The 13,473-nt window shown below is 65.1% G+C and carries 19 protein-coding genes; 16 read left to right on the forward strand and 3 right to left on the reverse strand.

Translation table 11 applies throughout. The features are described 5' to 3' along the window. Positions 1–4 precede the first annotated feature (4 nt). From AC06FE_RS04115 to AC06FE_RS04170, 12 genes are all read left to right on the forward strand, one after another. Positions 5–1,678, forward strand: a complete 1,674-nt coding sequence (locus AC06FE_RS04115) for a tail fiber protein (protein ID WP_478072294.1) — start codon at positions 5–7, stop codon at positions 1,676–1,678. Between the two features lie 7 nt (positions 1,679–1,685). Beyond that, positions 1,686–2,270 carry a hypothetical protein gene (locus tag AC06FE_RS04120; protein WP_478072295.1) on the forward strand — a complete coding sequence of 195 codons (585 nt, stop codon included), beginning with the start codon at positions 1,686–1,688 and terminating at the stop codon, positions 2,268–2,270. A 5-nt stretch (positions 2,271–2,275) separates the two neighbouring features. Beyond that, positions 2,276–2,836 (forward strand): phage baseplate assembly protein V, encoded by a 561-nt coding sequence (locus tag AC06FE_RS04125; RefSeq protein ID WP_478072366.1) that lies wholly within the window; start codon positions 2,276–2,278, stop codon positions 2,834–2,836. Between the two features lie 122 nt (positions 2,837–2,958). Beyond that, complete coding sequence (locus AC06FE_RS04130) at positions 2,959–3,312, forward strand: GPW/gp25 family protein (RefSeq protein WP_478072296.1); 354 nt, start codon at positions 2,959–2,961, stop codon at positions 3,310–3,312. A 17-nt stretch (positions 3,313–3,329) separates the two neighbouring features. Beyond that, complete coding sequence (locus AC06FE_RS04135; RefSeq protein WP_478072297.1) at positions 3,330–4,496, forward strand: phage tail sheath protein; 1,167 nt, start codon at positions 3,330–3,332, stop codon at positions 4,494–4,496. Positions 4,497–4,508: 12 nt separating this feature from the next. Next, a complete protein-coding gene (locus AC06FE_RS04140) occupies positions 4,509–5,018 on the forward strand; it encodes a phage major tail tube protein (RefSeq protein WP_478072298.1) in 510 nt (169 codons plus the stop codon). A gap of 48 nt (positions 5,019–5,066) precedes the next feature. After that, positions 5,067–5,393, forward strand: a complete 327-nt coding sequence (locus tag AC06FE_RS04145; protein ID WP_478072299.1) for a phage tail assembly protein — start codon at positions 5,067–5,069, stop codon at positions 5,391–5,393. Between the two features lie 8 nt (positions 5,394–5,401). Beyond that, a complete protein-coding gene (locus AC06FE_RS04150) occupies positions 5,402–5,515 on the forward strand; it encodes a GpE family phage tail protein (protein ID WP_478072300.1) in 114 nt (37 codons plus the stop codon). 15 nt (positions 5,516–5,530) lie between these two features. Continuing rightward, complete coding sequence (locus AC06FE_RS04155; protein ID WP_478072301.1) at positions 5,531–5,668, forward strand: hypothetical protein; 138 nt, start codon at positions 5,531–5,533, stop codon at positions 5,666–5,668. A 22-nt stretch (positions 5,669–5,690) separates the two neighbouring features. Next, positions 5,691–8,555 carry a phage tail tape measure protein gene (locus AC06FE_RS04160; protein ID WP_478072302.1) on the forward strand — a complete coding sequence of 955 codons (2,865 nt, stop codon included), beginning with the start codon at positions 5,691–5,693 and terminating at the stop codon, positions 8,553–8,555. A gap of 8 nt (positions 8,556–8,563) precedes the next feature. Further along, positions 8,564–8,962, forward strand: a complete 399-nt coding sequence (locus AC06FE_RS04165; protein ID WP_478072303.1) for a phage tail protein — start codon at positions 8,564–8,566, stop codon at positions 8,960–8,962. After that, the gene (locus AC06FE_RS04170) at positions 8,959–10,005 is read left to right on the forward strand and encodes a phage late control D family protein (RefSeq protein WP_478072304.1); all 1,047 of its coding nucleotides are present in this window, start codon (positions 8,959–8,961) and stop codon (positions 10,003–10,005) included. Before AC06FE_RS04165 ends, AC06FE_RS04170 begins: the two co-directional genes overlap by 4 nt. Positions 10,006–10,013: 8 nt before the next feature. Here AC06FE_RS04170 and AC06FE_RS04175 read toward each other — a convergent pair whose 3' ends face one another. Beyond that, positions 10,014–10,514, reverse strand: a complete 501-nt coding sequence (locus AC06FE_RS04175; RefSeq protein ID WP_478072305.1) for a hypothetical protein — start codon at positions 10,512–10,514, stop codon at positions 10,014–10,016. A gap of 74 nt (positions 10,515–10,588) precedes the next feature. After that, positions 10,589–11,014, reverse strand: a complete 426-nt coding sequence (locus AC06FE_RS04180; RefSeq protein WP_478072306.1) for a helix-turn-helix domain-containing protein — start codon at positions 11,012–11,014, stop codon at positions 10,589–10,591. A gap of 89 nt (positions 11,015–11,103) precedes the next feature. On the opposite strand from AC06FE_RS04180, the gene AC06FE_RS04185 reads away from it, so the two are divergent. Beyond that, positions 11,104–11,364 carry a helix-turn-helix domain-containing protein gene (locus AC06FE_RS04185; protein WP_478072307.1) on the forward strand — a complete coding sequence of 87 codons (261 nt, stop codon included), beginning with the start codon at positions 11,104–11,106 and terminating at the stop codon, positions 11,362–11,364. Positions 11,365–11,368: 4 nt separating this feature from the next. Then, complete coding sequence (locus AC06FE_RS04190; RefSeq protein WP_478072308.1) at positions 11,369–11,698, forward strand: ogr/Delta-like zinc finger family protein; 330 nt, start codon at positions 11,369–11,371, stop codon at positions 11,696–11,698. A 241-nt stretch (positions 11,699–11,939) separates the two neighbouring features. Here AC06FE_RS04190 and AC06FE_RS04195 read toward each other — a convergent pair whose 3' ends face one another. After that, positions 11,940–12,560: a hypothetical protein gene (locus AC06FE_RS04195; protein ID WP_478072309.1), complete on the reverse strand. Its 621-nt coding sequence runs from the start codon at positions 12,558–12,560 to the stop codon at positions 11,940–11,942. 375 nt (positions 12,561–12,935) lie between these two features. Between AC06FE_RS04195 and AC06FE_RS04200 the strand changes: the two genes are divergently transcribed. Both AC06FE_RS04200 and AC06FE_RS04205 read left to right on the forward strand, forming a co-directional pair. Next, positions 12,936–13,160, forward strand: a complete 225-nt coding sequence (locus tag AC06FE_RS04200; protein ID WP_478072310.1) for a hypothetical protein — start codon at positions 12,936–12,938, stop codon at positions 13,158–13,160. Further along, a complete protein-coding gene (locus tag AC06FE_RS04205) occupies positions 13,150–13,377 on the forward strand; it encodes a hypothetical protein (protein WP_478072311.1) in 228 nt (75 codons plus the stop codon). The genes AC06FE_RS04200 and AC06FE_RS04205 overlap by 11 nt, the downstream gene beginning before the upstream one ends. The last annotated feature ends 96 nt before the right edge of the window (positions 13,378–13,473 follow it).

Raw genomic sequence — 13,473 nt, forward strand, 5'->3', positions numbered from 1 at the left:
CCTGATGCGTTTGGTATTCACCCCCGAAGGTCGTGCCGCGATCATCAATGCGCAGAACACCGGCACCAATGCGGTGCTGGTGACGCAGATCGGCGTCACCGAACAGGCATTCGTTCCTGACCCGGAGGGCGGCTATCTCACCCTGCCGGGCGAGCGTAAGCGGCTGACGACCTTCGGCGGCTCGGCCGTTGCCGGTGACGTGATCCACGTCAGCATCCGCGACGACAGCACGGATAAATACTCACTGCGCGGTATCGGCCTTTACCTGGACACCGGGACGTTGCTCTGTGTTTCATCACAGCCCGAAGTGATCTTGGAGAAGTCGCCGCAGGCAATGATGCTTCTGGCGGCGGACATGATGCTGTCCGACATCGATGCGTCGACCATCACCTTCGGCAGCACCGAGTTCCTGAACCCGCCGGCAACCACCGAGGTGCAGGGTGTCGTGGAGCTGGCCACCAATCTGGAAGTTGCCGAAGGCAAGGACGATAAGCGCGCGGTGACGTCGGCCGCGCTGCTGTACGCGCTGAACGCACGCCTGGGCAATGGTGCCCCCACTGCTTTGGCAAAGAAGCTCATCGCCACCGCCACCGAAGCGGTTTTCCGCGAACTGATCGGCATCAAGGGCGCTGCGCTTCTGGATACTGGCCACGGCAATGGGCTGGACGCCGACACGCTCGACGGCAAGCACGGGGACTTCTATCTGGATTGGGCGAACCTGACCAACCGCCCTGGCACCTACTTCATGCCGGGCCAAGTGGTGCTGATGGCCAACATCAACACCCCGGCCGGCCTGCTGCCGTGTGACGGCCGGGAAGTCAGCCGCACCCAGTACCCGGCACTGTTCAATGCCATTGGCACGCGCTACGGCGGCGGCAACGGCAGCTCGACTTTCAACCTGCCCAACATCGTCGCGGACACGGTGCCCGTCCACACCGATGACGTTGCCAAGGTCGGCCAGGCAACCACTGGTAGCGTGATTGCGCACGCCCACGTCGGCGAGTCCGCAGCTGCAGGCGACCACGGCCACACGGCCAGCTCTGGCGATGCTGGGGGCCACAGCCACACGGCCAGCTCTGGCGATGGTGGGAGCCACACGCACACTGCAAGCACGGGCGCAGCCGGTGCCCACGGCCACGGCGCGTCAGCGGCGGCGGTTGCCGATCACACGCACTCGTCGTGGACGGATAACGTTGGCGCGCACACCCACACCGGCAGCACGTCGGCGGCTGGCGCTCACGCGCACAACACCTCGCCGTGGCTTGTGAATGATCCGTACAAGTCGAATCTCGGCTACAACATCCGCTACTCAGGCAATGCCAACGGCTCGCCCCTTTCGTCCGGCTATGAGATCGCCACGTCAAGTGCTGGCGACCACGCGCACAGCTTCACCACCGCGTCGGCTGGTGCCCATGCTCATAGCGTGGTCGTGAGCGGCGCCGGCGGCCACAGCCATACCATCTCCGTTGCCAATGCCGCCGACCACACGCATAGCGTCTCCGTCGTGGCCGGCGGCGGGCATAACCACACCGTGTCCGTTGCAGCCGGTGGTGTCCACAGCCACTCCATCTCCGTCGCCTCCGCAGGGAGCCATACCCACGCCATCACCGTGAAGTCGACCGGCGGCACAGCCAACCTGCCGGCCGGTATTCGCATGCGCTACTTCATCGCCTACTGAGCCCGCCATGACCCTCAACACCACAACCGCCCATTCCTTCGACCCGGTGACCCGCGAATACGTTCTGCCGGTCAAGGTCTACAGCGACGGCCAGGGGAACTGGCAGCTGCCGGATAGCACCGTGCTGGTTGCGCCCAAGCGCCAGCCCGGCGCGCTGGAAGCATTGCGCCTTTCTGCCAGTGGCAGCGCCTGGCAGGTGGTTCCCGACTACCGCCGTTGCAGGCTCTGGGACAAGGCTACGGCCACCCCCATCGTCAATGGCCTCGCCCTGGGCGAGCTGCCGCCCAAGGACACCACGCACCTGCCGCCGCTGCAGGTGGCCCCCGGCGCGCACCAGTGCTGTGTCTGGGACGCCAAGGCGGGCGCGTGGGGCCTGTCGCCGGACTACAGCAGCGCCCTGCTGTACGAGAAGGCCAGCGGCGCGCTGGCCGCGCCCCTGCCGCCTGGCGCCGCCCTGCCCGACTCCCTGACCACGACCGCGCCGCCGGACCCCGCCGCCGGCCCGTGGGAGTTCGATAGCGCCACCGGTGGCTGGGCGCGCCTGCAGCCCGAGCCCACGCCGGAAGCGCCGCCGACAGAGGCAGCGCAGTGAGCCAGATGCGCGAGCTGCCCGCATCCGTATCGAACATGATTCGGGTGGGCACGGTGATGGAGGTTCAGGCCCAGCCCCCGCGCGTGCGCGTAATGACAGGGGAGATCCAGACCGACTGGATTCGTTGGGGCGAGCAGCGGGCAGGTGCCGACATCAACACCTGGACGCCACCGGCCGCAGGTGAACAGGTCGTGCTGCTCTGTCCCGAGGGCGACATCGCCCAGGCCATCGCCATCTGTAGCCTGCCCAGCGACGACCAGCCCCCACCGGGCTCGGCCACCGGCCTGCAGCGCACCCGCTACGCTGACGGAACCCAGATCGACTACGACACCAGCACGTCCACGCTGACGGTTCAGGCCGGGGCCGGCGGTGTGTCCATCGTCTGCGGCAACGCTCTGCTGCAGGCAAGCGACGGCATCACCCTGGACACCCCAACCATCACCTGCAGCGGGGCGGTGGAGATCGCTGGCGATGCGACCGTTGGGAATGCCGCCAGCGGCACGTTCAAGAGCCAAGACGGCAAAACCATCACGGTGACAAAAGGCATCGTGACAAAGATCCAGTAGACGGCGAATCTACAAGCCGAAAACGGTGGCTTCGCGCAGCGCGTCACCGACCATGAAGGCATGGAACATGCCTTTCACATCCACACCGATCAGCAGCCGGTCACCCTCCAAGGGGGTGCCCGGTGATCGGCATGGACGCACGCACCGGCAAGCGGATCGAAGCCGGCGATCACCTGGCGCAATCCGTCGCCGACATCCTGACCACTCCAATCGGCTCGCGGACGGAGCGGCGGGACTACGGGTCACTGATCCCCGAGCTGATCGACCAGCCCCTGAACGGCATCACGAAGCTGCGGCTCTACGGAGCGGCAGCCACGGCGCTGCTGCGCTGGGAACCGCGCCTGCGGGTGACCCGGGTGTCGCTGGCGGGCGCGAGCTTTGAAGGCAAATGCGAGCTGGAGATCGAAGGCCGCTCGACAGAGGCCAGCAACACCATCACCCGCATCACCGTCCCCCTGCGCAAAAGCGCCAACTGAATCAGGAGCCCTCACCGATGGACAACTACCATCACGGCGTTCGCGTCATCGAGATCAACGGCGGCGCACGCCCGATCCGTACCGTTGCCACGGCAATCATCGGCCTGGTGGCCACCGCCGATGACGCCGACGACCTCACGTTCCCCAAGAACAAGGCCGTTCTGCTGACCGACATCATCGGATCCATCGCCAAGGCCGGCACGGCAGGCACCTTGGCCGGCGCGCTGAAGGCAATCTCCGATCAGGCCAACCCGCCCACGGTGGTGGTGCGCGTGGATGAGGGCGCTGATGCAGCCGAAACCATCAGCAACGTGATCGGCAGCTTTGAGGATGGCCAGCGCACCGGCCTGCAGGCGCTGCTGACCGCCGAAGCCACGCTCGGCGTCAAGCCGCGCATCATCGGCGCGCCGGGCCTCGATACCGAGGAAGTCACCGTCGCCCTGGCTGCGGTAGCCAAGAAGCTGCGCGGGATCACCTACGCCGGCGTGGGTGCGGCCAAGACCTTCGCCGAGATGCTGACCTACCGCAAGAAGTTCGGCGACCGCGAGCTGATGCTCATCTATCCCGACTTCCTGGCATGGGACACCACCGCCAACGCGAACACGGTCACCTATTCGACCGCACGGGCGATGGGCCTGCGCGCCAAGATCGATCACGAACAGGGCTGGCACAAGACGATCTCGAACGTACCCGTGCAGGGCGTGACCGGCATCAGCGCGTCGGTGCATTGGGATCTGCAGGATCCCGATACCGATGCAGGCCTGCTCAACGCGAACCAGATCACCACGTTGATCTGTTCCAACGGCTACCGCTTCTGGGGCTCGCGCACCTGCAGCGACGATCCGCTGTTCGCCTTCGAGTCGGCCACGCGCACGGCCCAGATCCTGGCCGACACCATCGCCGAAGCGATGATGATCTACTCGGACAAGCCGCTGCACCCGTCCATCGTCAAGGACATCCTCGAATCGATCAACGCCAAGTTCCGCGAGCTGAAGGCCGGCGGCTATGTGATCGACGCGAACGCCTGGTACGACGAAAGCGCGAACACCAACACGCAGCTGGCCGACGGAAAGCTGGCAATCGACTACGACTACACGCCGGTGCCGCCGCTGGAGAACTTGACCCTGCGCCAGCGCATCACCAACCGCTACTTCTCCGACTTCGCCGCGCGCGTCTCTGCCTAAAGGAAAACCATCATGGCTTTGCCAAGCAAGCTGAAGAACCTCAACCTGTTTAATGACGGCGAGAGCTACATCGGCCAGATCACCGAATTCAAGCTGCCCACGCTCTCGCGCAAGTTTGAGGAATACCGCGCCGGCGGCATGGGCGGCCCGGTGGACATCGACCTGGGCGGCGAGAAGATCGAGGCCGAGTGGAAGTGCGGTGGCCTGATGCGCCAGGTCCTGCGCCAGTTTGGTGCCATCCGCCACAACGCCGTGCAGCTGCGCTTCGCCGGTTCCTACCAGCGCGAAGACACCGGCGATGTTGATGCCGTTGAGATCGTCATCCGTGGCCGCCACAGCGAGATCGACGCCGGGAACGCCAAGGTCGGTGATGACACCGAGTTCAGCGTCAAGACGTCGGCCAGCTACTACAAGCTGACGATCAACGGCCGCACCGAGATCGAGATCGACCACGTGGGGATGATTTTCATCGTCAACGGCGTGGATCTGATGGAAGCCCACCGCCGCGCCATCGGCTATTGACCATAGCGCCCGGCCACCCGGCCGGGCAGCATCGAGAGAGAAAGCGAAATGAACGAATCGACCAACACCGCCGCCACCGATCCCGTCGCAAAGCCGGGCGTGGTTCCGCTGGAACACCCGATCACGCGCGGCGACCAGGTGATTGACCGCATCGCCTTGCGCAAGCCCGACGCCGGCACGCTGCGCGGCATCAAGCTGATGGAGCTGCTGCAGATGGACGTGGCGTCCGTGCAGACGCTGCTGCCGCGCATCACCACGCCGACCCTCACCACCGCCGACGTTGCCAAGATCGACCCGGCCGACCTGGTGTCGATCAGCACCGAGTTGCTCACTTTTTTTCTGAGCAAGAGTCAACGGGAATCCCTGCCTGCGTAGAGGATTTCATGGCGAACATCGCCGTCGTACTCGGGTTCACCCTGACCGAGATGTCGGCGATGTCGCTCACCGAACTGATGGAGTGGCACGAACGTGCCCGCGAGAGAAGTGGAGCCAACTAGTGTTACAGTCCGCCCATGGCAACGATCCTTATCACCCTGTTCGCCCTGGTGCTGCTGGCCACCGTGTTCTGCGGTGTGATCTGGGCGGTCAGCGCGGCCGCTCGGTTCCTTTCGGCCCTTCTGCCGGCCGAAGCGGAGCACAGCAATCCCTGAATAGCCGACCGGGTGTCGTCGCGTGAGCGGCGGCAACCTTCGGCTGCAGGTCATCCTGCAGGCCCTCGACCAGGCCACCGCCCCCTTCCGCAAGATGATGGCCGGCAGCAAAGGCCTGACCGCTGCGCTGCAGGCGCAACAGGCTACCCTTCGCAAGCTCAACGCCACGCAGCGCGACGTCGGCGCGTACCGCACCCAGCAGCAGGCCACCCGGCAGGCGGCAGCGGCGCACCAGCAGGCCCAGGAACGGGTGCGGCAGCTCGCTGCCCAGATCGCCAACACAGCGCAGCCCACGCGCAAGCTCAACAACGAGTTCAAGCAGGCTAAGTTCGCCGCCGGCCAGCTGAAGAACCAGCATCAGCAGCAGGCAGTGGAGCTGCAGCGCCTGCGCTCGCGGTTGGAGGGCGCTGGCGTCAGCACCCGCCAGCTGGGCGCGCATGAGCGCAGGCTGCGGGCCGACATCGCGGCCACAACCACGCAGATGGAGGCACAGCGCCGCCGGCTGGCGCAGATGGATGCCGCCATGGCGCGTAGCAAGCGGATCCACGCTGCCGGCATGAACGCAGCTGCGCATGGCGCTGGCATGGCATTCGCCGGGCTCGGTGCATTGCGCGCCGAAATGTTCCCGATCCAGCAGGCCATGACCTTCGAATCGGCCATGGCCGACGTGAAAAAGGTGGTGGACTTCGACAGCCCGGCCCAGTTCGCGCAGATGGGGCGCGATGTCGAGGATCTGTCCCTTCGCCTGCCGATGCTGCCGGCGGAGATTGCCAAGATCGTGGCCGCTGCCGGCCAGGCGTCCATCCCGCGCAAGGAACTGCTGGCGTTCGCCGAGGACGCGGCGAAGATGGGCGTGGCGTTCGACACCACCGCCGAGGATGCTGGACAGACGATGGCCACCTGGCGCACGGCGTTCAGGATGGGCCAGCGCGAGGTCGTCGTACTCGCCGACAAGATCAACTATCTGGGCAACACTGGCCCAGCGAGCGTCCAGAAGATCAGCGAGGTGGTCAACCGCATTGGTGCCTTGGGCGAAGTCGCCGGCCTGCAGAGCGGCCCCCTGGCAGCCCTGGGCGCGACGGTCGCAGGCATGGGCATCGAGTCGGAAGTGTCGGCAACCGGCATCAAGAACATGCTGCTGACGCTGGCCGCTGGCGAAGCGGCGACGAAGCGCCAGGCCGAGTCCCTGCAGAAGATCGGCCTCAACGCCACGGACATGGCCAAGGCCATGCAGGACGACGCCGGCGGCGCGATCCTGTCGGTGCTGGAGAAGCTGCGCGAGCTGCCCAAGCATGAGCAGTCAGCCACCATGACCGCGTTGTTCGGGCGCGAATCTGTCGGCGCGATCGCGCCGCTGTTGACCAACCTGGAGCTGCTGAAGGGGAACTTCCAGAAGGTCACGGATGCGCAGCAGTACGCCGGCTCAATGAGCGCCGAGTATGCGGCCCGTGTAGCAACGTCCGAGAACGCGCTGCAGCTGTTGAAGAACAGCGGCCTGGTCGTTGCCCAATCCATCGGGAAAACCCTGTTGCCCGAGTTCAAGCAGCTGGTGGAACGCACTGCCGTCGTGGTCGCGCGCATCACTGACTGGATCCGGGCCAACCCTGCCCTGGTCGCAACTATCGCAAAGGCCGCTGTCGCCGGCACCGCACTGGTGACCGTGCTAGGTGGCCTGCTGGTGGCCGGCGGCGTCGGGGCAATGGCGCTCACGCAGATCCACAAGGCCGTCATGCTGCTGAGTGGCGGTGGCGGCTTCGGCACGCTGCTGCGGCAGGTGCTGGCTGTCGGTGGGCGGGCCTTCCCCATGCTGTTGAACGTCGGCCGCATGCTGCTGGTCGCCCTGGGCGGTATCAGCGGCCCCGTGCTGGCCATCGGCGCCGCCATCGCCGCGGTTGCCGTCCTGGTGTGGAAATACTGGGGGCCGATCAAGGCGTTCATGGTCGGCATGTGGGAAGGGATCGTTGAGGTTCTGACGCCCATCTCCGAACAGCTGATGACGGCGCTGCAGCCGCTGGCACCGGTGTGGGATTCCATCTCCGATGCGCTGGCTGTTGCGTGGAACTGGGTGAAGCAGCTGCTGGAGCCGTTCGAGGCAACCAACGAGCAGCTGGAGGGTGCGACCGACGCCGGCCGCAGCTTCGGCCGGATCCTGGGCACGGTGCTGACCGTCAATCTGAAGATGGCCGTGGCGGCGCTAGAGCTGCTGATGCGCGCGTTCCAGGTCGTGCTGCCCGCAATCCAGAACGTCATGGGCGGTGCGTGGACGTACCTGCAGGGCGCATGGGATCTGATCGTCGGCATCTTCACCCTCAACGGCGACCGGATCAGCGCCGGCCTGCTGGCCATGTGGCAAGGAATCAACCAGATCCTGATGGGCTGGCCCGCGAAGATGGTGCAGGCCGGCGTGGATATGGTCACCGGGCTTGTGAACGGCATCCTGGGCACGCAGGCCAAGGTGCGCGAGGTCATCGGCTCGCTGGCCGGATCCGTGATCGATCAGTTCAAGGGCATGCTGGGAATCCACAGCCCGTCGCGCGTGTTCGCGCAGCTGGGCGTCTTCACGATGCAGGGTCTTGCCGGCGGGCTGGATCGCGGCTCTGGCGCGCCGCTGGCGCAGGTCAAGAGCCTGGGCGACCGCATCCTGCAGGCAGGCCAAGGGATCGCCCTCACGGCCGCCACAGCGCCCGTTCTGGCCGCTGCCGCACCCATGGCAGCGCCGAGTGCTGCGCGGGGCGCTGTGAGCGCGCCAGAAGCCGCCCGGTACGAGATCAACATCCACGGCGTCGCCCCCGATGCCGCCCAGGACATCGCACGCGAGGTCCGCCGCCAGATTGAGGCAATCGAGCGCGAACGCTTTGCTCGCCGCGCCTCCCGCCTTTCGGATTGATCGCCACCATGATGATGATCTTCGGTACTTTCGTTTTCTCCCTGCCCACCGCCGCCTATCAGCAGATGCAGCGGCAGATGGACTGGCGGCACGCATCGAGCGCCCGGGTGGGCGCTCGGCCCGCTCGGCAGTATGTCGGCCAGGGTGATGACACGATCACCCTGCAGGGAACGATCAGCGCCGAGCTGACCGACAACCCCGACACGCTGGACGACCTGCGCGCCCTGGCTGACGAAGGGAAGCCGCAGGCGCTGGTGGAGGGCACCGGGCGCGTGTACGGCGGCTATGTACTGGTAAGCCTTAGCGAGACGCGCCGGGAGCTGCACAGCGACGGCACGCCGCGCCTGATCGACTTCCAGATGCAGCTGGAGCGTGACGAGGACAACAATGCGGAGGCATCCGCGTGAGGTCGTCGCCGTATCCCATCCCCGCCTGGCGCGTGACGCTGGATGGCCAGGATCTGACCGAGCGCATTGCGCCCCGGCTGATCTCGCTCTCGCTGTCCGAGGCGCGTGGGGACGAAGCCGACCAGCTCGACCTGGAGATCCGCGACAACGACGGCCGCACCGCGCTCCCACGGCGCGGCGTCGCGTTGCAGGTGGCGCTGGGCTGGCAGGACGGGGGCATGATCGACAAGGGCACGTTCACCGTGGATGCCGTTGAGCACAGCGGCCCACCGGACGTGATCACAATCCGCGCCCGCAGCGCGGACCTGACCGGCTCGATTCGCAGCCGGAAGGAACGCAGCTGGCATGACACCAGCCTGGGCGAGATCGTCGGCGCTATCGCCGCCGAGCACTCGCTCAAAGCTGCCGTGGCTCCCACGCTTGCGAGCGTGGCCATTCCACACCTCGACCAGGCCAACGAAAGCGATGTGAACCTGCTAACCCGGCTGGGCAAACGCTTCGACGCGGTGGCCACGATCAAGGGGGGCGCGTTGATCTTTTCCCCCATTGCCGCCGGCACGACGGCCAGCGGTGCGCCGCTGCCGCGCGTGACAATCACCCGGGCATCCGGTGACCAACACCGCTTCACCATCGCCGACCGCGACAGCTACAGCGGCGTGCGTGCGTACTGGGGCGACCGCAACGCGGCCCGTCGCAAAGCAGTCCTGGTGGGCACGGCGCAGAACGAGAAGAAGCTGCAGGCCACCTTTGCCAGCGAGGCCGAGGCGTTGCAGCATGCGGATGCGGAGTTCAAGCGCCTGCAGCGCGGAACGGCCACGCTGACCTACGAGCTTGCGCTCGGGCGTGCCGAGATTTCACCGGAGCAGACCGTCACGGTTCAGGGCTTCAAAGCAGAGATCGACGGAACCGAGTGGCTTGTTTCGAAGGCCACGCATCGCATCGACCCTGGTAGCGGCTTCACGACATCGCTGGAGCTGGAAAAGGCAAAGGCCGATGAGGCCGGCGACTCCGATTCGGAAGACGACACGACCCCAACGGAGTGACCAGTATTTCAGTGCTGCTGGGCGCTGAAGAATTTGCGGACCATGGCCCACACCGTGAACGCGCTGGCCGGCTGTCGCATATCCAGCTCGGCATCCAACTGCGCCTGCACGCGCTCCAAATGCTTCACCGTCAGCTGGTTGCGCCGCTGCTGTTTGCCAAGCTGCCACTGCACAACCTGCCAGCTTGCCACCGCACTGGCGATGTACATCGCCAGTGCAACCGTGGCAATTACTTCGGGCTCGCCTTTCATCTGTTCGACCATCCGTGGAACGATCCACCACAACCCCAAGATCAGAATCATGGTGATTGTTCGCGGCACCAGTATCAGGCGCTTGCGATGCAGGATCGCTGCCTCAATGCTGCTGCGCTTTCCTTCGAGAATGCGGGTGTCGATTTCGTAGAGCGCGAGTGGCTGACCACCGATATTCAGCACCAGCTTGTTGGCGTGAACATCCCCGTAAACAATTTGGCCGACGTTGTTTTCGGCCTGATACTCCGTTTCCTTCACTTCAAAATTCCATGACTACAACGGCCGAAATTATCGGCCGCTGCATGGGAATATTGAATATCTACAGGGTGTCGCTACTTTTTCTTTTTTCCGCCGACGTTAAACACTGCGTCGCCTTGCGTTACGTCGCCCTGAATTACCTGATGCTGCTTGCCGCCGCTGATCTTGATCCCTGCGGGCGCCTTCGGCGCGGGCGCATTCGCACCCAGGGCAGCCAGAACCAGTGAGCGCGTAGCGGGCGCGGCGTTGCGATAGGCCGCAAGCAGAAGCATCTCTTCCGCACTGACGCCCGTGCCATCGCTTCCGTGCTTGCCGCTCAACACGTACACGACATCAACGCCTGCAGCGGTGACACCGGCGAGATAGCCAGCACCTGGCAATTGTTCGCCCTGCTCGTAGTTCAGTTGGGCGCGCTTTGACACGCCACCGGCTTCGGCCAATGCCTGCTGCGTCAGCGCCAGGCGCTGACGTTCTTCTTTCAGTCGGATCCCGATTGACATAGACAACTCCATTTTTTGAAAGAAAGTTCGCTTGACAGGTGCATGATTGTTCACCATGATTCCACGCGAATTCACGCGAAGGCCCACGCATGCCCAACCACTCGAAAAGCCGCCCTGCCACCTCCGGCCTTCGCACTGCCCAGGAGGCACGCGAATGGCTAGTGGCGAACGGCATCACCGTCGTGCAGTTTGCAAAAACCCACGCCCTGCCGGTTTACACCGTGAAAGACGTACTGCTGGGTCGCAGCAAAGCTAGGACTGGAATGGCACACGCCGCAGCCGTCGCACTCGGCATGAAGCCTAACCCGCGTTTACCCGCGAAGTCACGCGAAAACACACGCGGGCGGTGATCTGATGGTCGCCCTGGTTGCTCGCCGCAAGGCCACGTTCCTGTGCCCGTTCTGTAGGTCGGCGCTCTACAAGCGGACCAGCCATCTCGCGCATCAGTTCCTGCGAAACGATGTGTTCGTCTGCGACAACCCCCTCTGCTCTGCCGCTTTCAACGCACACACCGAGCTGACGCATGTGGCCAGCCCAACGGGCATTCCGCACGCGCTGCCGTGCGAGCTGCCTGACACGCCGTACCTGATGCGTCGCTCAATGGAGCGCGCTTACCGCGCCGAAATGGAAAGCCGCCAGCTAGACCTGCTGGAAGACGCCGATAACACCGAGGACGACGAATGACGCGGGACAATGACAAAACCGGCGGCAATTGGGCTACTGCGCAGATGCCGCGACTGGTTCAAGGCCAGATCCTGGGCGATTCCCCTGTCCCGCCTGCACAGAAGCAACGCGAGGCTGAACAGCTGCGCGCTGCTGTCGAAGCTCACCTGGCTGCCGGCGGTCGCTACGAATGCATCGGTCCGGCACAGGTTGGCCGCACTGGGGCTCAGTCGTGACCGACACCCCAGTGCAGTCCGTCGCCTCAACCCGCCAGAGCCCGTTGGCAGAACTCAGCGGCCGGAAGGATCCCTGCCGGGCCGTTGTACGTTTCGTCACCGCAGAAGGCGGTCACGACAGTCCGGCCTTTACCGCCGTTGAACTCAACGGTCGCCTCACGCAGCAGCGCTTCGGCACCAACGCCGGGTGCCGTGGTTACGCGCTCGATCGCATCAGCCGCGATCTGCAGATGCAGGACGTTCACCGCATTGCCATCGGTAGTTTCGGCACGAAGGATAAACACCGCGTCCTCTCCATTCGGGATGAGGCCGGCTGCCGCCATCTTCTTCAACACCACGCTGGCATCGCTCGCAAAGCCGTGAAACACCCCAGCCTCGTTCCAGCCGCTTGCGGCGAGCGTGAGCACCAGTTTCGGCGGTGTTGCGAAGGCCATGTGATCGACCGCAGCCACGCTGGGGTGAAGGGCTCGGATTGCACCGTCGCCGCCTTCGGCGACCGGGGTTTCCTCCGTCGTGCCTCCCTTCGCCGCGCCACCCTTGCCGGTCGTCGTCCTGGCCTGCTGGCCGCTATGCTCGGCGGGCGGCATATTGCAGGCCGAGAGCGCGGCCAGCAGCGTCAAGGCGCACACGTGCTTTGTAATCTTCATTCGTCCCTGTCTTTGGCATGTTCGCGGAACTGCGAACCGGCGAATTTTCGCATGGGTGCTTGGCACCCCGTGCGCGTCGCAACGCCAGTGACGCTGGGCTTGACAGTAGGAATGCACGACGGCAGGATGCCCGCCAAGGAGCCTAGAAACTCCGAGGAAACAGCGGTATCCGCGCCCGTAAGCATCGCGGTTTTTTTGCGCCTGCAATTCGAGCGCACCGACGCCTTTTGCGTCGGGAGGGCGGCAGCCATACAACACCCGCAAGGGGAAAACTGCCCGCCGGTCTGTTTCCCGGTTTCTAGCCTCCCGACACCCCCGGTGCGACGCCTAGAAACGTCTCGCCGAGGTTCATTCTCGGAAACAGGAGACGTCTCAATGTCGAATGACACCCAAGTTGCGCCCGCATCAGCCGCGCGCCAGGTAGCTCACTACTTCGGCCTCATCGCCGACACCCTCGACTGGAATCACACCGACTGGCTCGCCCTTGGGGCGCGGCTGGAGTCGTGCGGCAAGCCCATCCATGCGCTGACCCTTGCCGACGTTGAAAACGCGGTCAATGCGACGCGCGATGCCCGTAGCGAGGTGCGCCATGACGCCTGACAAGCCGGCGCTGGTAACCGACCAGGCGATGCCCGCCCAGGACTACGACCGCCTCTGGCGGGCGCAGCAGGCAGCCGAGCTGCTGGCCTGCATCACCGGCCCCATCGCCGAGGCCACCGGCATCACCCCCGACAACACCGCCGCCGTCGCTGAGTACATCAGCGAGGGAATGCGCGAGGTGCTGAACCGCTCCACGCCGCTCGAAGATCAGATCTAGCCCCAACGGTCCGTGCCGGTGCGCCAACACCGGCCGGGCTGCAGCACCACCAGGAGAGAGAGCCATGCAACACCCCATCAACAGCATCACGGCGGC

It is taken from the genome of Stenotrophomonas sp. Steno-C18, assembly GCF_056393195.1.

Excerpts from the sequence above, each read along its gene's own strand:
- AC06FE_RS04165 (WP_478072303.1), top strand. The coding sequence starts at position 8,564 with ATGATGATGATCTTCGGTACTTTCGTTTTCTCCCTGCCCACCGCCGCC.
- AC06FE_RS04145 (WP_478072299.1), top strand. The coding sequence starts at position 5,067 with ATGAACGAATCGACCAACACCGCCGCCACCGATCCCGTCGCAAAGCCG.
- AC06FE_RS04140 (WP_478072298.1), top strand. The coding sequence starts at position 4,509 with ATGGCTTTGCCAAGCAAGCTGAAGAACCTCAACCTGTTTAATGACGGC.
- AC06FE_RS04190 (WP_478072308.1), top strand. The coding sequence starts at position 11,369 with ATGGTCGCCCTGGTTGCTCGCCGCAAGGCCACGTTCCTGTGCCCGTTC.
- AC06FE_RS04120 (WP_478072295.1), top strand. The coding sequence starts at position 1,686 with ATGACCCTCAACACCACAACCGCCCATTCCTTCGACCCGGTGACCCGC.
- AC06FE_RS04155 (WP_478072301.1), top strand. The coding sequence starts at position 5,531 with ATGGCAACGATCCTTATCACCCTGTTCGCCCTGGTGCTGCTGGCCACC.
- AC06FE_RS04200 (WP_478072310.1), top strand. The coding sequence starts at position 12,936 with ATGTCGAATGACACCCAAGTTGCGCCCGCATCAGCCGCGCGCCAGGTA.
- AC06FE_RS04150 (WP_478072300.1), top strand. The coding sequence starts at position 5,402 with ATGGCGAACATCGCCGTCGTACTCGGGTTCACCCTGACCGAGATGTCG.
- AC06FE_RS04125 (WP_478072366.1), top strand. The coding sequence starts at position 2,276 with ATGCGCGAGCTGCCCGCATCCGTATCGAACATGATTCGGGTGGGCACG.
- AC06FE_RS04185 (WP_478072307.1), top strand. The coding sequence starts at position 11,104 with ATGCCCAACCACTCGAAAAGCCGCCCTGCCACCTCCGGCCTTCGCACT.
- AC06FE_RS04115 (WP_478072294.1), top strand. The coding sequence starts at position 5 with ATGCGTTTGGTATTCACCCCCGAAGGTCGTGCCGCGATCATCAATGCG.
- AC06FE_RS04205 (WP_478072311.1), top strand. The coding sequence starts at position 13,150 with ATGACGCCTGACAAGCCGGCGCTGGTAACCGACCAGGCGATGCCCGCC.
- AC06FE_RS04180 (WP_478072306.1), bottom strand. The coding sequence starts at position 11,014 with ATGTCAATCGGGATCCGACTGAAAGAAGAACGTCAGCGCCTGGCGCTG.
- AC06FE_RS04135 (WP_478072297.1), top strand. The coding sequence starts at position 3,330 with ATGGACAACTACCATCACGGCGTTCGCGTCATCGAGATCAACGGCGGC.
- AC06FE_RS04195 (WP_478072309.1), bottom strand. The coding sequence starts at position 12,560 with ATGAAGATTACAAAGCACGTGTGCGCCTTGACGCTGCTGGCCGCGCTC.